18 protein-coding genes are annotated in these 21,537 nt (G+C 35.4%); 9 read left to right on the forward strand and 9 right to left on the reverse strand.

All coding sequences use genetic code 11. The annotated features are described in order from the left end of the window. Position 1: 1 nt before the first annotated feature. The 9 genes from AC1TPB_RS18435 to AC1TPB_RS18475 form a co-directional block, all read right to left on the reverse strand. Complete coding sequence (locus tag AC1TPB_RS18435) at positions 2 to 559, reverse strand: NYN domain-containing protein (RefSeq protein WP_482077867.1); 558 nt, start codon at positions 557 to 559, stop codon at positions 2 to 4. Further along, positions 556 to 1,020 (reverse strand): hypothetical protein, encoded by a 465-nt coding sequence (locus tag AC1TPB_RS18440; RefSeq protein ID WP_482077868.1) that lies wholly within the window; start codon positions 1,018 to 1,020, stop codon positions 556 to 558. The genes AC1TPB_RS18435 and AC1TPB_RS18440 overlap by 4 nt, the downstream gene beginning before the upstream one ends. Positions 1,021 to 1,674: 654 nt before the next feature. Then, positions 1,675 to 1,947, reverse strand: coding sequence for a hypothetical protein (locus AC1TPB_RS18445; protein ID WP_482077869.1), 273 nt, complete (start codon positions 1,945 to 1,947; stop codon positions 1,675 to 1,677). 38 nt (positions 1,948 to 1,985) lie between these two features. Further along, positions 1,986 to 3,122, reverse strand: coding sequence for a replication-relaxation family protein (locus AC1TPB_RS18450; protein ID WP_482077870.1), 1,137 nt, complete (start codon positions 3,120 to 3,122; stop codon positions 1,986 to 1,988). Beyond that, entirely contained in the window at positions 3,112 to 3,978 is an 867-nt protein-coding gene (locus AC1TPB_RS18455; protein WP_482077871.1) for a hypothetical protein, read from the reverse strand. The genes AC1TPB_RS18450 and AC1TPB_RS18455 overlap by 11 nt, the downstream gene beginning before the upstream one ends. Positions 3,979 to 4,135: 157 nt before the next feature. Continuing rightward, positions 4,136 to 7,207: a type IV secretory system conjugative DNA transfer family protein gene (locus tag AC1TPB_RS18460; RefSeq protein ID WP_482077872.1), complete on the reverse strand. Its 3,072-nt coding sequence runs from the start codon at positions 7,205 to 7,207 to the stop codon at positions 4,136 to 4,138. 330 nt (positions 7,208 to 7,537) lie between these two features. Continuing rightward, a complete protein-coding gene (locus AC1TPB_RS18465; protein WP_482077873.1) occupies positions 7,538 to 8,131 on the reverse strand; it encodes a hypothetical protein in 594 nt (197 codons plus the stop codon). Continuing rightward, a complete protein-coding gene (locus AC1TPB_RS18470; RefSeq protein WP_482077874.1) occupies positions 8,128 to 8,523 on the reverse strand; it encodes a hypothetical protein in 396 nt (131 codons plus the stop codon). Before AC1TPB_RS18470 ends, AC1TPB_RS18465 begins: the two co-directional genes overlap by 4 nt. Positions 8,524 to 8,990: 467 nt before the next feature. Continuing rightward, positions 8,991 to 10,400: a hypothetical protein gene (locus tag AC1TPB_RS18475; RefSeq protein WP_482077875.1), complete on the reverse strand. Its 1,410-nt coding sequence runs from the start codon at positions 10,398 to 10,400 to the stop codon at positions 8,991 to 8,993. A gap of 1,102 nt (positions 10,401 to 11,502) precedes the next feature. On the opposite strand from AC1TPB_RS18475, the gene AC1TPB_RS18480 reads away from it, so the two are divergent. From AC1TPB_RS18480 to AC1TPB_RS18520, 9 genes are all read left to right on the forward strand, one after another. Next, positions 11,503 to 11,826 carry a hypothetical protein gene (locus AC1TPB_RS18480; RefSeq protein ID WP_482077876.1) on the forward strand — a complete coding sequence of 108 codons (324 nt, stop codon included), beginning with the start codon at positions 11,503 to 11,505 and terminating at the stop codon, positions 11,824 to 11,826. Between the two features lie 20 nt (positions 11,827 to 11,846). Then, entirely contained in the window at positions 11,847 to 13,178 is a 1,332-nt protein-coding gene (locus tag AC1TPB_RS18485) for an FtsZ/tubulin family protein (RefSeq protein WP_482077877.1), read from the forward strand. 603 nt (positions 13,179 to 13,781) lie between these two features. After that, on the forward strand, positions 13,782 to 15,041 hold the full coding sequence (locus AC1TPB_RS18490) for a hypothetical protein (protein WP_482077878.1): 1,260 nt from the start codon (positions 13,782 to 13,784) through the stop codon (positions 15,039 to 15,041). 161 nt (positions 15,042 to 15,202) lie between these two features. After that, positions 15,203 to 15,436, forward strand: a complete 234-nt coding sequence (locus AC1TPB_RS18495; protein ID WP_482077879.1) for a helix-turn-helix domain-containing protein — start codon at positions 15,203 to 15,205, stop codon at positions 15,434 to 15,436. 1 nt (position 15,437) lies between these two features. Then, on the forward strand, positions 15,438 to 16,913 hold the full coding sequence (locus tag AC1TPB_RS18500; RefSeq protein ID WP_482077880.1) for a hypothetical protein: 1,476 nt from the start codon (positions 15,438 to 15,440) through the stop codon (positions 16,911 to 16,913). A 1-nt stretch (position 16,914) separates the two neighbouring features. Continuing rightward, a complete protein-coding gene (locus AC1TPB_RS18505; RefSeq protein WP_482077881.1) occupies positions 16,915 to 18,159 on the forward strand; it encodes a GGDEF domain-containing protein in 1,245 nt (414 codons plus the stop codon). A 13-nt stretch (positions 18,160 to 18,172) separates the two neighbouring features. Next, positions 18,173 to 18,931, forward strand: a complete 759-nt coding sequence (locus AC1TPB_RS18510) for an SAF domain-containing protein (protein WP_482077882.1) — start codon at positions 18,173 to 18,175, stop codon at positions 18,929 to 18,931. Between the two features lie 12 nt (positions 18,932 to 18,943). Beyond that, positions 18,944 to 20,107, forward strand: coding sequence for a CpaE/TadZ family protein (locus tag AC1TPB_RS18515; protein WP_482077883.1), 1,164 nt, complete (start codon positions 18,944 to 18,946; stop codon positions 20,105 to 20,107). Then, entirely contained in the window at positions 20,089 to 21,531 is a 1,443-nt protein-coding gene (locus tag AC1TPB_RS18520) for an ATPase, T2SS/T4P/T4SS family (RefSeq protein ID WP_482077884.1), read from the forward strand. The genes AC1TPB_RS18515 and AC1TPB_RS18520 overlap by 19 nt, the downstream gene beginning before the upstream one ends. Positions 21,532 to 21,537: the final 6 nt, after the last annotated feature.

Raw genomic sequence — 21,537 nt, forward strand, 5'->3', positions numbered from 1 at the left:
ATTAAATAGCCTCCTTAGTTTTTTTCAAAGGGATAAGATTATCACTTTGACGTTCTAATAAATTTTCTAGTACAAGTATCGCATCGGAAGTTTTACGCATATTGACCGAATGTTGATACTTACTTAGAATAGGTACCACTCTGGAGTTACGTTGTGCTCGCTGGATAGCGGGTACAAGGTCTATATCTCCCGAAAATAAAAAAAGTAGATCATGTTGATTTAAGCTAAACTCGAATAAGTCTAACCCAATCATTATGTCTACACCCTTTTCCTTCATTATGTTTCCACGTTTAATGCAAAAACCTTCGTGGACATGAATGCCATCATATTTCAATCGGTCAAAAAATCGTCGACGGTCGAAATGCCTGTTTCGATCAACGTGTTGTGGGGGTAAGCTACCATAGAAATGATAATCTACGACCACGTCCTTGTTGAAATCCTTCATTAGTTGCGATTTGATCATGTCAAAGAAGGTTAACCATGACTTAAAGCCATGAAAGCCCAAACCCTTGATTTGATCCATCGCATTCATTTCATCTACAAGAATAGCGATCTTCACGATATCATCACCTCTAATTCAAGAGATAATTGAGCGTGAAAATTTGGCTTAACAAGTAAACTGTCCATAATCATCGCATCAGATAGAATACCTGATCCCACTCTATGGTTCACTTGTAAAATCCATGATGATGAATTTTCAATCCAACAAGTAGACACGCTATATTTAGCATGTTCCAACCGCCAAATTCTACTTTCCTCTACATGTGGACTAAACCCTAGAGCTATTAATTCTTTTCTCGGTAGCTCCCCATTGAAATAAATCTGCAAGCTAACACAACGTCCATGAAGCTGCTGCGATAAAGCATCATACAACATAGGCAATTGGTTAATTTGATCTAACTCTACATCATGGTGAACTTGGGCAGTATTAAAGCGATTAACTCGAAATTCAGGTGAATTAGGAGCAGCGACAGTAACGTTATCCCACATAGTTAAAACTCTTTTCAAATCATTAAACATAAAAAACACTCTCCTTCGCTTGTAATTAGTCGCAAAAAAAAAGCCGACTTATTAAAAGCAGATAAATTTAGAAATTCAAATAAAAATGGAATTTCAAATCTGCATCTAATAAGACGGTTTTTTAATAGAAACTATTAAATTTCGGGCTTAAATAAGCATTATAAAACAAAGAGACTCGATGAACCGCGTGGTTGCGAGCAAGGTGAAATAAAATGAAATAATAAGATAATTATACCATGTGGAATAAAGATAAGACAACTATATAATCTAACAAAATTGAAATTTGAAAGTTTGGGTATACGAATAAATAACGATATACTATAGTTATGTTATTTTTATGTAAAGGAGAGGTATTCATTTGTTATATGTGATGGATAACATAGTCTGTCCGACCACAGGCATACCGATTACGGCTTACTATGTAGAAGAAGATGGCAGCATCAGCTTTCATATCCATGTCGATTATGAATGTGACCTCGACACGTTGGTGTGGTGTGTGAACCATCGTAGAAAAGGATATACCCAATCGGAAGTAGAACGTTACTTGCAGTCTGTCATAGATATACAGTGTCGCTGATAGCCAAAAATCATAGATAGATCATATAAAAAAGGACAATCTAGATGTAGATTGTCCTTTTTTATATGTATCAATGGTTAGATAGCGTGTAACGGACTTTGACTCCTTTGATATGCAAGAATTAAGCGTTCTTGCTCATCTGTTGGCGGTTCGATTAAGCTAGGGGCTTCACTATAGGGTGATTTAATGAGATAAGCATAAAACTTTTTGGCTATGTCAATAAAAATGAGGTATATCTTCTCTCCAATGGAAAGAAAATTTACAAAGGTACATGTCATAGTTCTATTTTCTTTTGTGGCAATGACAAAATCAATGTAATTTCGTTGTTGTTTTATAGATGTAATTGTCATACAGCACCTCTCTTTTAAGAAGAGAACAAAAAACCTTTCTATTCTTCAAACTCATCATCATTGTAGTCATTTAATGCAATAAGGTACTCTCTAGCCGTCATACCAGGAGCATTTTCTTGTAAAAATGAGATTCTACTGATAGAGAGGGCTTCTTTTTCATGATTATATTCAAGGAACGTTTCATTACTGATACCTGCTAAGAGGCGTTCGTCTGTGGTGTAGCGTATAGGAACACCTGGCATTGCGACTTTAGCTATTTTATCTAATTGCGCGATTCGTGAATCTCCATCAGCAATCAATATAATACGGATTGGTCGTTCATTTGGTCCTAGTGCGTCATATACGGCACGTAGACGATAAAATCTTTCCGCTACCTTTTTTTCAAAATGAGGATTAGGTCGAAATACCTCTACCCAAAAACTAAAAATTTCTCCCTTATCTTTAATCGCTTCGAATGAAGCAGAAGGGATATGGAAGTTATTATCGTCTACTCGTATTCTAGGGCGACGTTTCCAGTTTATTAAACGATCGATACGAACCAATTCAGAATACAATTCGTTTGTAGCTAAATCGTTAAAGTATTGGGTCATTTCTGGACCTTTTCCTGCAGAATAATCTACAGGTCTAAACCATTCCTCTTTCGATAGTTTTCGTTGTCGAAGGATTTCACAGGCATCTGCTCCAAACTTGGTTAATCCGTATATTAATGGTTTGATTCGTTCATCTTTAATCGGAGTGTTCCAATTTAATGCAGTGATAATGCCTTTACGACGACATCGCTTTAGAAATACATTACCAGTACGGTTTTCTTGTCCAATATTAGGGAAGAGAATGCGTTCTATTTGTTTACGAGTCATCACACGATGAGTAGCTAGTAAATCTAGTAATTGCATTTCAAAGGTTGAAATATCATGACCGTCTTCATAATGTTGAAGCCAATAACGACCATTGGATATTCTTAGTTTTGGTTCGACAAATAACAAAGTAGCGTATGGGTCTGAGAATAATCCGAATTTCGATCCGTCGGGTAGTAGATAACCTTGTATATCTGTAGGACATAAAGGATTATCATAAGGATTTGGGATCTCTCTGGCTACTGTTGAAGCAGCTACATTAGCTACTGAAGTAGCTGATGTAGCTGCTGACTTTTCAAAAGTGGTGAAATTACTTGACATAAGACTTCGTTCTAATAGGATTAGCTTTTTTATTAGACTTTACGACGTATGCAACAGCTTTGATAGTTCGACCCTCAACATCAATGCTTTGAATACGAATACGAATACGATCGCCAACTTCATACAGCTTTCTTCCTGAGTCGGGAGGGAAATTGGTACGTATGTTTAGTCCCGGAGAATCAATAAGTTCTAGGAACAAACCATGTTCAGGGTGTATACGTATAATTTCACCAACATAGTTACCACCGACCTGGTAGTTTACAATGTTATGCCATGGATCTTCTTGTAGTGTTTTACTATCTACCTCAATTTTACCTTTAGTTTCTTCAGTAGGACGCTTGATTGATGTGATTTTTACATCAATGGTTTCTCCCATTTCGTAAAACTCGGTTAAATCCTCGATAAACATGTGCCCAACGTTACGCTTTGCAATTTGACAAGGAATCCCTTCTACCAGTAGATACAAGTGAGAACGGTCTACCCCGCGAATAAATGCTTCATGGATAGAATCTTCTTGTCCTTCTTTCCAAAATGTAGCTGCTTTCTTTTCAAGTGCTTTGACACGATTGGCTACAAAGATACCAACATTGCTATAAGGATCAATAATAACTGTATCCACGACAAATTCTAATGAACGATCTAGGAAGCCCTGCATACCACGTAGGTTATAGTCATCTACTAGAGTTTTAGGCATATAGCCATAAACGCCATTAACATCTAATTTGATGCAATCTAATTTTTCAGATCCAATCGATTTCGTTTCAATACCAATGGCATAACCTTCAAGAATTGCTCCAGTACGTTGTGCTTGTTTAATATCTGCCCAAGCTTGCATTGTTGGTGTAATAGTACTCATTTGATATCACCCTTCTTTATTTGTTTGATTTTTACAAATAAAAAAAGCACCTGCTTTGGCATGGGGGTATCCCACGCTAAACAGGTGCTTCCTTTTAGCTTACAATTAATTATATTAGATATATTGTATAATTTAGTCACTACGTTGTCAATTACCTCTAAAGATCATCTTTGCTATCTTTGATGACCTCTACTCTACTCTTTGCAACATCGTCATGACGAGATGGTGATGGTTTGCGATCACTGGCTGCTAAATCTACTAAATTCATAAAATCTTCGTCTGAATCTATGATTGTTGTATGAGTAGTTACCAGCGGTGTAGCTTCAGTAACGACAGATGTAACACTTGCATCTCCTTGTGGAAGAACATCTTTCAAGTTGTCATGCACGGTTTGAATGATCTGCTCAAAGTTTTCGGGAATCGATGCAGTAGAGACATCATTACTTTGGGTAGTGGTATTACCTTCTTCCACCGTACCCCCAGTGATAACTTGGTCATCATGTGAAATTGTTTCGGTTACGGATTCTGCAATGGAATCAGATGGTCCCGCTTCGGCTGCTTCCCAAGTAATCAGTTCGTGATCGCCCGCTCCATGCCCTACTGCTTGTGGGTTAGGATTGTCCGGTGTGGCAATAACGATATATTCTTCACTATCCTCTGTAGACCTATTAGCACTAAGCTTGTCTTCCACGACTTCATAGACAAGATCAGCTTCATTGACATCAATAGGAATGTTAACAGTCTGTTCTACGTCTGTGACCGCTGGAACAATCTCTTGTACAACTTCCTGAACTTCTTTTTGATGTGTCACCTCTTGCGGTTGTTCTATGACTTCATCTGCTATTGGTGTAGCGGGAGTAGCCGTTGTTGGTGTAACAGGGTCTAACTGCTGAACTAGATATTTAAGTTGGTTAAAGTTTCCTGAATAATTTAATGGTCTATGTTCACGAGTTAATAATTCAGTTTCCCCAATTTTGTAGAATTTATTTAGTAAAGACGTTTCGGTTATGAATTTACCGTAGGACAGGACAGGCTTACTAATGTTACCCTCTGCATCTACAATCTCCGCAATAAAGTGCTTGAATGGTGCTTCTTTGATCTCCGTAGGCGTAAATCGCGGTTTCAATGTCTTTTGGACATTATGGCGATAGCCAACGGATTGATTAGGCATACTGAATGGTGTTCTGGATTCGTTACTAGACTCTTCATTCACTTCGTCTTCCCCAAAGTGTTTAGAGAAGTATTCATTATCCGTTAACTCACCACGACCGAATACCACTTTGTTAGAGCAGTTATTAATAATCGTTTGGTCATATCCTTCTTTAACGGAACGCAACTGAGCTAAGTTCTGAATAGCGATTAACGTACCCACTAAGTAAGAACGGCCGAGCGTCAATAACCGAACAAAGGATTCATTGATGTATAGAGGGAACTCATCAATGTTTAAGAATACAGGAATACGTTTGGTCACATCATTAGGTGGTCTACGGAATACGGAAGATTGAATCGACCGAATAACGAATTGACCGAATATGATCGACAACTCTTCCAACTCGCCTAGTGCGGTATTGATTAGTAATACGCCACCTTCAGCTAAGAACTTATCAATGTCTAGTATCTCATCATCGCCTTTAGCGACTAACAAATTACTTAACATGCTGTTCATACTGATATCGGTGACATATTTCTTGGCACCTGTAATGAATTTGTCTTTTTTGTTCTCAACGACTTGTTTACCGGCATGTTTCCCATTAGGGTAGATACGCGGTTTCGTGCTTCCATCTTTTTCACGATCCGACTTGTAATCAAGTACATCAGCTTCAAAGTATTCGCAAATACGATTGTACTTATCAAGGAGGAACGATTCCTCTTCGGTAAGATTCTCATTGAGAAGGTTTTTATCGATCCATGCTCTGACTTCCTCTGTGATATCCGCTAAGAAGCGGGCATCTGCATACATGGGTTGTAAGTGCTGAATAAAACCGAAATCTTCACCGTATCTCAGTTTACCTAGTAATACATAGTTGTTAGAAACTTCTGATTGTTGTCCTTTGAAGAAAGGGTCTTGGTCTCCAGCTAAGGAATCTAGGATACCAGACCATTGGGCAGCAGCAGCATCCATCGGACCGGCTAACGGATTCATTTTGAGCTTGCTTGTTTTATCCGTAGGATCAATGACTTTAATCATAGATTTGTCTACGCCTATTTTCTCAGCAAGCTTCTCCACGTCTTGTACGAGATCGCCTTTAGGCTCTAATACGATGATGCCCAGCTTCACACCTCTAGCGAGTCTAATTAGATCTTGTACGATGCGGATAAGGATAGCCGTAGACGTTTTCCCGCTTCCTGTCGCTCCTACTATGAGGCTGTGAAGGTATCGCGACAATTCCGGAATGATGATTGGTTTTTTCGTTTCCTTGTTCCATCCGATAATGACATCGCTCGATTTGTTTTTAAGTGAGAAGGATTGTGAAGCAAGTAATCCAAATTCCCAAGAATAGAATCTTTTCTTGATTTCTGGAGACTTATAGAATTCTCGCGAAATTAAGAAAGACATGATTAAGCAAATAATGACGGGCGTGACATAAATAAAGTTTAAGAAACCTTCCATGGAAGTAATCTTCAAAAACTGTTTATCCTCTACGACGACTCTTGCAAAATAATCAAATGTCTTACTTTTCATATACCATGCGAATAAACCGGAGTAAATGAATGACATTTGAACAATGGTTAGGATTAGAGTAAACCGTCTGCCCTTTTCAGAAGTATAACTGACGATCGTTTTGAAGCCCTTCTTAACGGGCTGTGTGTTGGTCGAGTAGCACCATGACAGATAGACAAAGAACAAACAACTTAACCAAAAATATGGACGCTTCTCTAAATCAAAGTAAATAAAATTGAATATACTCGCGATCCATTGACCTTTTTGTGGTAATAGGTGTTGTAAGGCTGCTATGCCACTCTCTTGTCCAACGAACGAATTGAGATAGATCCATAAAGATGACAAAGCAATGAGTGAGTTGAACACAATGAATATTGTATAGAGCATGGTATGGAAATACTTATGGTATAGCTCCGTTATGATTTCTCGTGTATCCACGTATGCTTTACGAACATGGTGAGGGGTAAGACCTGTACCAAACTCACGCTTGCTTGTCATCGTAATGTCTACTAAATCAATTCCCGCTTCGGACGTAGTACTCTCGCTGTGGAATGATTCTTTTGACAATCTAATATGCTCCTTTCTCTGATGATACTGAACAAGCAAAGTGAACGAAAAAAAAGCAGCACTATTCCCTATATAAAATAGAGAATGAGTGCTGCTCATTCAAAGTGCTGTATTCGTTTCTTATGATTGTATTATATCTGAATTGAATTGTAGATGACAAGTATGAATAAATAAGGGGGTAGTAAAGATGAAGCATGATAGGCAATATCGTATAATTAGAGTATAAAGACGAAAGGGGTTGACCAATATGATATTTGTAGTCATCTTAATGATTATCTGTTTTTCATCTTCACTACTAGGCGAATAGGACAGCTATTGTGCTTGTCCTGTTCATCTTTCTCCTATGGAGCGTAGGATACTTTTTACCACGCTTGCGCTATTCCCCTCTTTTAACTTATTCGCAAAATCAATTAATAGTATTGAGATCAACTCTTCAAGGGATAGGTCTATGGATAAATCCATCAGTAACACCTCACCACGTAGAACAGACCTCTTTGAAAAGGTTAAGTTCACTTGTACCCATCTTACTTTCTTTTTAACAACACGCTCGATGAAGCGGGTATGATTCTCAGTAATCTGAATCTGATCGTCGATGATCTGTTTCGGATAGATATACTTATCCCGCTTCACTAACAATTTCTTTGATAGCTCCTGCTGATTAGTGCCACTGGTCAAGGTAGCCAAGAAGTCATCATACAAGATCGCGATAAGGTCACCCATGCCCATTGTCAATTCGTGATCGGTTAGCTCTAGTAAATCCTCGATAAACATCTCTAAGCGAAAGTACTCATAGTGAGGCAGCTTAACACTTATTCCAATCTTTGATGACCGGGAAGGCAGAAATAGACTTTTCCAAAATGGTTTAGGTTGAATAATATCTTCTAGTCGTTCGGAGATTAGATTAGCCTTACTGAATGATTTCATTGTACCACCCCGTTTCGTTTCAATACGCTCATCATTAGCAAGGTGACCACTTTCCTTTCGGATTTGTTATGACGGATAGCGAGCTCAACGATACGCTCATATTCTAACTGAGTCGGTTTAACGTGCATATACTGCTTCGTGTCGTGATACTCATAGTCAGGTAAGACCGTATTCTCTCGTAATGACATGGATAATAGCTTAGTAGTCATGCTTGTCTCACGTATTCGATTCTTCTTACTCAATAGACGTATCATTTGTTTTTGTGCTGGTGTGACCGGAAATTTAATGTCGTGTGTCTTGTCGCTACGGGTCTTACGTTCTTTAACAGGACTAGATTTAGGTGGTGATGATGTAAGGACTAGCTTTTCCTCAAAGATCGGATTAATAGGCACCTCTCTCCCCCACTCTCAAATTGATATGTTTACCCTATTAGCTAAGGGCCACTATTCCACTTTTACACTATGCCATTGTTTTATTGATACTTATGAGACAAGAGAGGGGTTTATGATTAAAAAAATAGGTAATGGAAATAATAAGGGTAAAACTAGAATTGAGGTGTGATCATGGGGCAATTGAAAATAACGAAAGAAGAAGCCAAGCAATTTATCTTACAGGCAAAACAAGCGGCAAAGGGGCACGGCATTAAGAAAGTGTCTAAGCGAGTAAAGTAATTCATTCAACGGTCTAAGTAAAACGATAAAGGTCATCGCTGCATGAAAGGTCTAGGAGCGGGAAAGCATCAACCGATAAGGTCTAACCAAAACCAAATGGGGCTTGCACCTCGTAGGGTCTATGAAGAGGATTTGATCGGAGCGGGAAATGAAAAAGTGCTAATCAAATTATGATCAGCACTAGTGTATTAATGGGATTGATGCAATACATAGGTTAATGGGTTCACCGTTGACTCTTTGGAGAAAGCTTGTAAGTTCTCGCTGTACCATGTTTGATCTGCAGTAGAGTACCACAACGCACGATGCAATGTCGCTAACTCTGATTCGCTAACTCCTTCAAGTGTTCTTGGAGTTCCAGTAGGTGTGCCGTTCTTAAAATAAAAAACGGGTACGACTTCAAGTTCAGATATGTCATTAGAGAGTTGGCTCTGCTTTCGTACAAAGTCAATAACACGAGATATCCCTTGTGATTCGAAACCATCGAATTTGATGTATAGATACAATACTTTACGAACGGGGTTATTCTCGGTGATCGTAAACTGTACGTTCCAACCTAATACTGTATGCGAGTTAATCTGTAATTCGGTTAGCTCTTGTTTGCGTGCGCCCATGTGAACTTGCCCTTTGAAACCCATATCTAATCGTGCAGCGTGTTCAATACGTTGTTTCAATTCTGCGTAAATTTGATTGCGTTCGAGAAATGACAAGATTGTTTCTTCTAAATTCTTCTCATTACAAACAAGCATATTTAAGGAACTGGCGTATTCTGAAAGACGAGATTGATAAGCGTTTATGAATGAGTGCCAACGTCTTGATATCCCACTAGAAGCATTTGTGTATACAAGAATTACCTGTGGTCTGTATGTATTAGTTGACTGGAGACTATTTAAGTATCCTAAATAGTTCTCGAACTTCTGTGTAAGTGTCGTAGAATATTCCGTTGATCGATCAATCTCTATCCAAGCATGAAAGCCTGGTGTTTCCATAAGTTCATCATTGCGATAACCATGAAGTTTCATTTCACCATCAGGTCGTAACTTGATATTGGTCAAACTTTCGTTTAGATAGGTCTTAGCTGCATAAATATTATCCACGTAATCAATTTTATTCTTAAACGAGAAGAAATCACTAACATAGTTCATTTTAATATAAAAGTTAACACTATCGATATGATGTTCAATTCGTTTAGGGAATGAATAGAAGTCCGCGCTTAAATCACCGAAGTCATTATTCCATCCGCTACCAAAACGGTCATAGGGGATATCAAGTAACTCCTTGATCGCATCTAATTTTTCAGCATTCAACGTATAGACAGTTAATGCCTTTCTTCCCAACACTGATTTATAAGGCTGGTGATCAACGAAGTTATAAGTGATTAGATTCTTTAATTCTTTATTAATCCTAGAACGCTTGGAGCTGTGTTTCTTATTCCAATCAGTATCGTTTTTAGGATTCAGTGGGAACGAAGGTGTTACCATTTCTGGGTGTATGAGATTCAATAGTTGTTCGTTGTTTAATAGTCTAAATCGATATAAATATATGACGATTTGATGCTCAATTGTATTGAGTACAAAACTGCCGTCAGAATAGTAACGCAATAACATCTCTCCTAATCTACTCAAAATGTGTGGAAACTGAATCAGCTTTGTGAATAGGATACCTTGGTGTCATTGTGAATGTCAATGTAAATGTCATCTATATGTCTGTAGTGTCAATACTTTAAAGTGATTTTACATTTTGACATTTAAGATAAGATTGCATATGACATTTAAGATGAATCATGTTTCAAATATCGTGTCGTTATAAGTGTTAATAGAAATGTCATTATTGGTGTCATATATTCAATCAAGTAAAATGTCATGAGTCGTGTCAAGTGATTAGAATATTAGAGGATAATCAGAATTATAAATAATTAGTCAACGGAATAGTAAAAACATATACAATTTTTTAGCTTAGTATGTATGAAAATCAACAGTAATTACTGAAGTGCAATGTCGAAGAGATATTGTAATTGGCTGGGGATCTGATGTTTAGATTCATTGAAATAGATGAACTCTATTTAGAAAAAATAGTTTATATCGAAAAAATACAATTTCGTAGTCCCGTCCCCTATTTTTTAATGAAACAATCATAAAATGTAGTAGGCATGATGAATATGTAATTATAGAGAATCGGACTATCAAAACACACTAAATTTTATAACAATTAACGTAGCTACATACACTTAGTAATGTTTATCAAGTGTGTCCTGAATAGAAAAAATGTATATTTAATATTTTCAATGTGAAGAAAATCGAATTGTAAAAATGACTTTATGTTGCTTAATGCAACTTGAAATGTATGTACTAAACATGTTTACGTTGCATTAAGCAACTTAAAATCATCCAATATTAAACAATGTTGCTTAATGCAACGCAAAATGATAAATACCTAGAACCCTTTGTATATAAGCTTTTAACGGGTGATCACATTAAAAATATCATTCTATTTATTTTAATGTTGCATTAAGCAACGTAAATATTAATTATCATGCTGCATTATGCAACGTAAAATATCATTCATAAGAAACATATGTAGAGACTTGTATTTAAAAGGTTGCATTATGTACCCTATTGTTGACAATACCTATAGCGAACAATCATAATAGAGACATGAATAGTTGAATGTTTACTACGCATCTGATTAATAGGTGGTGAAAAGTTGAGTAATGATAATTTTGAATTTAATGATTCAGCATTAATTTTTTTAGGTGATAAATTGCCTATAGAAGCAATTAAGGTATTTACTGAAATATGGAAAGCTAAAGAAACAGGCATACGTCATAAAGATATTGTTGAGGCTATTGGTGATCGATATATCGTTGAAAAATCGTTATTACTTTTAGATACGATGGGATTTATAGCTCCAGTAAAAACAATAAATCTGAAAACTAAATCATACCTGCCTCATACTTTGCGTGGATATCAGTTAGCGTCTTACATATTTGAACATAGGAAAAACAAGAACAATAATCATAGTCAATAATAAAAAACGGAGGGATTTATATGCAATTAGGAATCTTACAAATTGAGGGTTTTATTCGTGAAGCAACAGAAAAACCATTAAAATTCACTTTCATTTCTTGTGGTCAGTACGGTGGTAGACAAGGAGATGAACTTGCTCGCTTAGATCATGATGTAGTAGCTATTAACACTGCTAAATCAGATTTAGATGATCTAAAGATTATTGAGAATCGTATCCGACTTAATGGTTACGATGGAGCTGCTAAAGATATTAATAGAGGAAAAGAAGCAATTCAAAAAAATAAAGATGTTATTCTTGATCTTTTTAAATCACCTTTAGTTACTGATGCTGATTACGTTTTTGTGATCGCTGGTATGGGCGGTGGAACAGGAAACGCAGCTGCCCCTGTTCTATTAAACACTCTATATAATGCAAGACTAAATAAAATGTTTACTGATCGTAAACCAACATTTGGTGCAATCATTTCTGTTCCTGGTACTTGGGAAAGTCGGGGGATGAAGAAAAATGCTGCTTGGGGATTAGGTCAAATTCAAAAACTAATTGATCAAGAACGTTGTGGTTCTGTCATCATTGTAGACAATGAAAAGTTGATTAATTTAAGTTCTAATGTATTCGTGGAAACGAATGATGAATTAGATTGGCGAGATAATGGGAACTGTTCGTTAGCATCTATGTTTACTGAAATTATTAGTTTGACTGGTATCCCTTCCAGTAAAAGTTTTGATCCTTCTGAGTTATTAGATGTAATCTCTACACCTGGTTACTTAACACTTGGAAAGTCTATCATTGATGGTTCGGATAAATCAAATATGAATAATATTATTGATAGGTTCAAAGAAGGTTTCTCTAACTCTCCTTCTGCTAGTGATTATGATTATGAATTAGATGCTATAAATGGTTTCATGACTGTCATTCAACCTAAATCCAATAATCCAATTGTAAATGAAGCAGATTTTCTTAAATTCGAAGGTGATTTTGGAAAGTTTATTGCAAATGCTGAGAAACCTCACACCGGAATTGTTGATGCTAAAGAATGGGGAATTCTCACTAGTTCTCAAAAAACAGTAAAAAAAGATAGTAAAGCAATTATCTATACTGGTGTAGTTTTCAAAGAAATGCCGAGACGTATCAGCAGTATGATGTCTGAAATTGAACAAGAAGAAATTGAATTGGAAAGAAAACGTAATCAAAGAAACGATAGAAATAGCGTTAACCTATCTGCCTACTTGGACTTAGACAAAGCTCCTAAAAGGGAAATTGCAAGAGTAGATAACGAACTAGATTTGTTCGGTGATCCAAGTGAACAAGTAAATAAGAAAAAAGATATTAATTTGGATAATTTGGAATTATAATTTCTTAAACTGATTTAAAGGACATATCCGTAGATTGATGGATATGTCTTTTTTTTGCGTCCCCCCCACTCTCGATAGATAAATATGTATAAGACAATGAAAGTTATTGATTGAGTTTTGTTATAAGTTCAATATATCTAACCATAATTTTATGGTTAGATATATTGTCTCGTAAAGTACCAGAAGTACAAGTTTTTTTCTTATTTATATAAACATGCGTCTAAAACTTCAGATTATATGAAAAATTGAAATGTAAAAATGAAAATTCACAATTCAAAACTTTAAGAATAGACAAAATAACAAAACAAGAAATGATAAGTTGTTTTTAACTAAAACGCTGAAATCCCTTATAAAATATAGGGGTTATTGAAAGTTGATGAAAGTTGATGAAAGTTGAGCGGTAATATATTGAAAAATATTAGAACATATTTAGTTATGTTTAATCATGTTTAGATAATTCTAAACATATTGAGACATATTGAAAAATGTTGACTCAATATGTCTCAATATAATGAAATATGTTTCAATATATTTCGCATTATGATTGAATATTTTTGATCAAGTTTGGTAGAATGGTAATAACGAGATTCGGAGGTTTGTTTTATGAAAAAAGGTGTTTTAACTAAGGAACGTTTAATAGAGGAATTTAAGGAAGATCCCTTATTTGAGACGATTGAAATTAAAGGATTAGTGGATGCTTTATTTGATGATAGAACGGTATCGTTTCTGAAAGAAGATATATACTACGCTTCGTCAGATTTTGAATCCATGTTTTGTCAAGTCAATGATGAAGTTCACTTCTTGGCTAAGCAAGGAATAATGAGATTATTTATGAAGGAATTGGCCGCGTATATTGAAACACGTTCTATCAGTAGGATAGCTGTGATGGAATACAAAGGCTTTATAAAATTGAAAATGGCATTGATGTTACGTAAAGATAAAATGAGACCGGCGATGATTTTTGAACTTGCTAAAGTTACCAAATATACCTCTGATGTATTAAGTACAAATCCTTCTGTGAGTAGTAATCAATTGATTAATGATTCTGAATTATTAAAAGTGAAATTAAGAAACGATTTTATTGATTCTTTAATTAATAAAATGGTTGAATCGAAATTGGTCAGTTATGAAGATGATAATGTAGTTATTAATGAATCTCTTTTTAACTTAGCTGCTGGCTTAATACAGAATTCAGATGGAGAAGACGAGAAATTTAGTAACCAAGAGAAAATTGACGAATTAATTGAGGATAAAGCCTTGGAGGAAGAGGTACTAACCGAACTACAAGAATTATTTTTCCAGATGAATGACGCAGCTCCATTAGAAGATAATATACGTGTAGTTAATGAAATGGGAAACTTGAAGGATATCTATAGAGGGAAGTTACACATAATTAATGATTACATTATTAAGGCTCAACATATCGTTAACAATCAATCTAAATTAATTAGTGAAGCTTTACCTTCTGAGGATGTTTTGGCGAACTTACAAGACTTGTATTATAGAATTGATGATAATACAACTATTGAAGATATGAAGCATGTCATAGGTGAAATGCAGTCTTTGAGAGAGAGTTATCCTAATGACATACCTTTGATTAATGACTACGTTATTCGAATTGAACAGAATTTGAAAAACAGTGAGAATAATCAAGTTAATGAAGCAATCAAGATTCAAGAGAATCAAATCATATTACTAATTGAAAAAATTAGGGATCGTACTACAAGCAAGAATCAAAGACACCAATATATGTCTGAGCTTGATAAATTGATTGAATCTAATCCAAGGGTGAGTACGTCTATTAAACTGCAAGTTAGTGTGATCAGAAGAGAAGTAAACAAAAAATGGTTTGGTTTGTTCTAATTATATACAATCTTGACACTATCATATGTAGTTGTTAATATAAGTACATTGAATGTTTATTTAAACAAATTAATATATATTATATATCTAAAGCGAAGCACGCTGAGATTTCCCGAAAGGGAAACTCGCGTGCTTTTTTTTTTGCTAGAAAGGAGTATATTTTGAACGGGAATATTGAAATAAAACCAGGTGAATTGATGAAAATGTATCGTGTTCGAAAGGGATATAGTCAGGAAAAATTGGCACTAATGATAAATACAAAAGAACCTAAAGAATCATTATATCAAATGAAGATATCAAGATATGAAAGTGGATATGAGGTACCTGAAGACGATGTTAAAGAAATCATTAATAAAATACTGGATATTAAAATATGGAAGAAAGTAGTGGAATAAAGTGAATTCAGAACAACAAGTAACTAATATACTCATTGCTATGCAAGAAATTGATTTCGCTGAAGCCCTTAAAAAACAAATAGAAAATGATAACTGTAAAGTTTTAGATATTATTGTTGTAATTGACCACGTTATTACAAGCATCGAAGAACAGAAGTCAAAAGGTAATGTCATAGATGGCATAGTTATTAATTCCACTATCTCTAAGAATATACTTGAAGGTAAGCGACTAGAATTATTTGCTGACATTGTAATAACCGTTCGAGAGAATTATCCAGAGATAGAGTTTGTTGTATTAAGTGATGAATCAGACGGACATCCAGTTTTAGGTGAGTTAGTTGCTATGGGGATCTATAACATATTCAATCGCAATGGTAAAAATAATTTAAATATTAATGAATTGGTCGGTTTAATACATAAGCCCTCTAATTATGCTTACGCCAAGCATCTTCGCAATGTAAATCAAGAAATTCAATGGAGAAATTCCAAAGCGAATACACCAGGCGCTCGATCTTTAACGGTTAATATTGAACATTCCAATACAACAACTAAGCCGGTCATTATTGAAAAAGAAAAGATTGTAGAACGCGAAAGAATAGTAGAAGTTGTTAAAGAGAAAATAGTTACTGATACCGTTTATATTGAAAAAATTAAGGAAATTAGAGTAGTTCCTAAAAAGATAGTGATAGGTAGTACTTACGCTGGAGCAGGGTCAACTTTTATCACCATTATGCTTTCGAGGATATTGAATCAAATTGGTTTGGCAAATGCTGTGGTAGAGCATCCAGTTATCGAACCTTCATTATATGCGATGCTTAATGGTGAGAATAATATACCTAATGAATACCAGTTTATTTCCGAACAGATCAAGAAATTAGGTGCGAATACAACACGCAAGTCTGAATGGACTAGTGAAAATAGTACGTGGTATCCCATTCATCCTAAAGGGTTGGAGAATAGTGATGATTGGGAAGCAGATGATACGATTAAACTATTGTACCAAATTAAAGAACCCATTGTGATCATTGACGTTTCTGATTGTTGGTCCGATCCATCAGTTTATGAAATATGTTTAGGAGCTGATGATATCTATTTTGTTGTAGATACTGAGCTGCCTGTAAAATTTCACAATGAATCTACTAAAAATAATTCAAATGTTTTATTTGAATTAGATCGTTTAGGGAAATCAGTTAATATCATAGCGAATAAGGATATTAACTTAAATAATAGGGCGAACTGGCTGAACTCATTACCTATGCCGGCAATAAGCATTGTACCGAATGTACCTTATGATAAAGTGATCGAAGCTATTTGGAGTAACGAAATATTAGCTGATAATGAAGAAGTTAGAAGAGAGGTTGCTTATTCTTTATATAGAATAGTGAAAAATATTGTACCTAAAGATTTTCCAATTAATCATCTGAAAAAAAATAATGGATTTTTAAGCAAGATATTTAGAAAGAAGGAGGGCAGTTAATATGACTTCATCTATTCTACTCATAGGAAATTTAGCCACGTCAAATAACATTGTTAAATTACTATCTACCAGTGGTTATGAAATTAACATAGTCAATAAGTTTGATGAGGCTCAAAATCAACTCATTAACAATGACTACAAAACAATTATTGTATTAGATGAAGGGTATTCGGAAGTACAAGCTACTTTTATTCAATTTATTAAGAATACGGAGAGCTTACAATTTATTCCGCTACTCATACTTACCTCTAGTCAAGATGTTCATTATCGATCAGAATATTTCGAATTAGGGTTTGATGATGTCATAGTTACGCCTGTTACAAAAAAAGAGTTGCTAACTAAGATCAAATCATGGGTCAATCGAATAGATTCATTTGAGAAAGTTGCTTATCGCGATCCCTTAACGAAAATATATAACCGAAGATATTTTGACCATCAAATTCAGCTTGAATTATCAAGAGCTCATAGAAATCAGTATCCTATCTCTTTAGCCTTTATTGATGCGGATAAATTTAAGGCGGTAAACGATACTTATGGTCATCATATTGGGGATCTTGTTTTACAAGGACTGAGTAAAAAGTTGAGGGATAATACCCGAACTGCAGATATTGTAGCTAGATTTGGTGGGGAAGAGTTTGTTGTACTTTTACCTAATGCAAATGGAGAACAGGCTGCAGATAAAATTCAAACTATTTTAGATATATGCAGAAATGAGCCGATGGCCGTTCATATGGGGCAAGAGTATCATATTACCTTTTCTTCTGGTGTAGCTGAATGGCATGAAGGAATGCCTGTAGAAGAATGGATCAAAATAGCTGATGATGGTGTGTACTTTGCTAAAGAGCAAGGTCGTAATCAAGTAGTTTTGTCTAACATATCGGATAAGAATGCTACTGCAGAGCAGTTATTACCACTGAATATCTTAGCAGTAGGAGATATATCGATAGATTCTCTACAAAACTTGAATGTTGGTAGGGAATTAATGATAAAAACATCTTCAACCTTTGAAAATATTGAAATGGAACAAGTAGATATATTGCTGTATTCAATTGAAAACAAATTCAATCAAGAAAGTTTTATTCGTAATACCAAAGGATTGCCATCTGTTTCAAAAAAGATATTAATAACTAAGAATAGAGTTGAAATAGAAGTTTATCAAAGCATAGGAGCTGGCGTAGATGCCCTGTTATGCGATCCCTACTCGATTTTGGACTTAGAAATTATTATGAAACAATTACAGAAATAATGGAGGAATAAGAGTGAAAAATTGGTTTATAAAGCTTCCACTAGTTGTAAGGTTAGTATTGGTTGTAGTGTTGTACTTAGTATTCTTCTTAGTTCATATCGGTGTTGTGTATTATTACAACAATAATGTTGCGGAAGTCATAGATTCCAAAGAAGTAGTAGTGATGACAAGGGATATACCGATTCATACAGTCATTAAAGAAGAAGATATTGCGATTAAGCCAGTACGGTTAGAAAGTATTGTGGCTGGTGCCATAAGTGACCTTAATGAAGTCGTAGGTAAAGAAAGTCAAGTAGCGCTGACTGCGAACGAGCAAATGGTTTCAACTAAAATTAACTCGGTTGTTAAGCAAGAAGGAGAAATGATCATTGAATTGCCTACAGAATGGGTGATATCCTTCCCTAAATCTTTACGTCGTTTAGATCAGGTCAATATCTTACCGGTCCAGATGCCCACGAATAATAATAATCGAAATGATATGGCAGTAAGTGAAGAAGCTCGAGTCAAGCAAGAGGCACAACAAATTGCTGAAGCTAATAAATTGATTGCAGAAGCAAAAGACATGCTAAAAGAGCTGACAGTGGCTTATTTCAAGGATAATACAGCAAATGAGATTACAGACAGTAATGAGAGTGTGCTTACTAGTGAAGTGCCAAGAACTACTTCCTCAAATTTAGGTACACGATTAGAAATTGCTGTGAGTCCTGAACAGTGGGTAATCATCAAAGGATTAAATGAATTAAACTATAAATTTGTTGTTGGCTACGAATAAGGAGGACAAACCATGAAAACCGTTTTATTTATTGGTAATGATAATGAATTAAAAAAAGAGTATCAAAAGATAGACAACGAAAGTGAATTCATTATGGTTACTGTTGAAGAAGCAGCCTTGCATAACAAGGTGGATTGTTTAATCATTTCAGACAAGATGGTTACTTCACTAGAATTAGAAGCGGTAATTAAGTCTATTACTTCAGATAATAAATACTACCTGATCTCTAATGCAGCTAAAGCATCCGTAGTCGAAGTGAAAATTGCTTTAGCAAAACAGCATAACTTGATACCAATTATGCCTCGTAATGGAGTGAATACCATTGTAGAGAAAATAATGGGCATCGAATCAGACGAACACACTTATAAAAATGTGTGTGCGATCATGGGAACTCATGCACAAGTCGGGGTCACTACGGTCGCTCTTAATCTAGCTTATAAACTATCACGAAAAAACATGAAGGTTTGTGTGCTCGGTTTCAATCAATTTAACCCTGGCACAGTTTTTATAAAAAAATATACAGGAAATACGTTAGACGAAATGTATGATCAAATTGTTGATAGTCGCGAGAAACTGACGCCTGAAAAATTAATAAAGTTCATGCACCAAGATGAAGAACTATCATTTTCCTATTTAGCAGGTAACAAAGATTACTCTAAACAGGGGTATTTCAATTCCGAAGAGATAAGGGAAATAGTAGAGGTAGCATCAAATTCTCACGATTTAGTATTGTTAGATTTGGGCTCTAATCCGAGTACTAATCTTACACTCGAAGGACTATCAAGTGCTAGCATCAAGTTAATTGTAGCCAATCAACAACAAACTTCAATAAATTCATGGATACAAATGAATACCGATGTATTGCGTTTGCTACAGTTTACAAAAGATGAGTTTATGCTCGTACTTAATAAGTACAGATTAGATGTTGGACATGATCAAAAGTATATATCCTCTATTATGGAAGTGCCTCTAATGGTAACGATCTCTGATTATGGTAATGACGGTACCTATTGTGAGCTAGAATCTAAGTTGCTAGTAGAAAGTAGTCAAAAAAGTGTCAGAAAACAATCTAATGGCATATTTGAAGAGTTTGCTAATGCCTTGGTATCTCGATTGGATATCGGACAACAGAGAACAGGTGCGAAGGAGAATAAGCTATGGGGATTCGCAAGATAGAAACGTGGCAATGGCGTGATAATAGATTCAATATTAAGACACATCTACAGAGCACTCAATATGAAAAATATACTCAACATCAAGACGAACAATATAATACGAGCTTTAGTTACTTTGAACGACTCAAAAAAGATATTACAGATTATTTCACTGAAAAATTTGAAAAAGGTAAACCGCATGAACAGGAGATATGGCTAGAGAAGTCACATCAAGCCATTATTGGTGAAAGTGGATCGATTGAATGGATTAAGCGTGAAATAGAAGATTATTTAAGGAAAAACGACTTATTGGGTGCTCCATACCCAACATATTACACAGACATTCTTGAAGCGGCCTATCAGGAAACGTATGGATTAGGACCAATTTCGACATGGTGGAAGCATCCAAGATTTCATGATTCAGAAGCTGCTCGAATTTTTGGCACGAATATTTTCTTCGAGATACCAGGAGAGCCAGATGGTTTACAGAGTATTCGATATATGTCTGAAAAAGATGTGATGCGTGTTGCGAAACAATTAAGTATACGAAACAAAAACACCAAATTTAATGCACATAATCCATCATTACAAATAGATATGCAAGATGGTACAAGGGTAACGATTACGATATCACCTTGGGCAGTAAGACCAACAATTATTTTTCGAAACTATACAATGAAAAAACCTACACTGGAATTGATTCAATCCTATGGTACGTATGAAGAAGAAGTGATTAGTATATTAAGAGCTATTTCTAAGGGAAGGGGTACCTTAATCGTAAGTGGTCCAGTTAAATCAGGGAAAACGGCGTTAACGGGGGCTTTAATTGCTGAACGTGATTCAACAGATGTAATGGTTGTAGTACAAAAAGATTTCGATGAGTTACGAATCTCACGGAATTATCCAAAAAATGCAGTTATTGAGCTGATAATGAACGAAGATAACAAAAATGAAATATTCGATTTAGTATTACGATCAGATTACGAATATATTGTCGTTGGGGAATTGCGATCTAAAGAAGCTGAGATTTTCATGAAAGCCTGTGAACGTGGTTTGCCTGGAGCAATTACTTCGTATCATACACCCGACTTAGAGGGAATACCATCACAAATAGCTGATATCATTTTAGATGAACACCCAACTAAGTCGTATGATGCTCAATTTGCTCGTGTAGCTAAAAATATACATTTTGCTATTGGAATGGAACAACTAAGTGACAAGAGTAAAAGACTAGTAAATCTAACTGTATTCGATTGGAATCCGAAAACAAGAGAATTTGATACGCATGTTTTAATTAGTTATGACCTTGTAAGTAATGAGTGGACATATGGGAATTATATCCCTCTGCGGGTAATGAACATTCTTATGAAATACGCTCCTGCAGAAGCAATAAAAATGCAAGATACATTAAATGAGCTTTCAAAGCGCAATCCGATAAGGGGGTAGAGCCTA

The sequence above is a fragment of the Paenibacillus sp. Y951 genome (assembly GCF_056786395.1).

What these genes read in the sequence shown, in the direction of transcription:
- AC1TPB_RS18490 (WP_482077878.1), top strand. Translation starts at nt 13,782, where the DNA reads ATGAAAAAAGGTGTTTTAACTAAGGAACGTTTAATAGAGGAATTTAAG.
- AC1TPB_RS18455 (WP_482077871.1), bottom strand. Translation starts at nt 3,978, where the DNA reads ATGAGTACTATTACACCAACAATGCAAGCTTGGGCAGATATTAAACAA.
- AC1TPB_RS18520 (WP_482077884.1), top strand. Translation starts at nt 20,089, where the DNA reads ATGGGGATTCGCAAGATAGAAACGTGGCAATGGCGTGATAATAGATTC.
- AC1TPB_RS18445 (WP_482077869.1), bottom strand. Translation starts at nt 1,947, where the DNA reads ATGACAATTACATCTATAAAACAACAACGAAATTACATTGATTTTGTC.
- AC1TPB_RS18465 (WP_482077873.1), bottom strand. Translation starts at nt 8,131, where the DNA reads ATGAAATCATTCAGTAAGGCTAATCTAATCTCCGAACGACTAGAAGAT.
- AC1TPB_RS18515 (WP_482077883.1), top strand. Translation starts at nt 18,944, where the DNA reads ATGAAAACCGTTTTATTTATTGGTAATGATAATGAATTAAAAAAAGAG.
- AC1TPB_RS18450 (WP_482077870.1), bottom strand. Translation starts at nt 3,122, where the DNA reads ATGTCAAGTAATTTCACCACTTTTGAAAAGTCAGCAGCTACATCAGCT.
- AC1TPB_RS18440 (WP_482077868.1), bottom strand. Translation starts at nt 1,020, where the DNA reads ATGTTTAATGATTTGAAAAGAGTTTTAACTATGTGGGATAACGTTACT.
- AC1TPB_RS18485 (WP_482077877.1), top strand. Translation starts at nt 11,847, where the DNA reads ATGCAATTAGGAATCTTACAAATTGAGGGTTTTATTCGTGAAGCAACA.
- AC1TPB_RS18505 (WP_482077881.1), top strand. Translation starts at nt 16,915, where the DNA reads ATGACTTCATCTATTCTACTCATAGGAAATTTAGCCACGTCAAATAAC.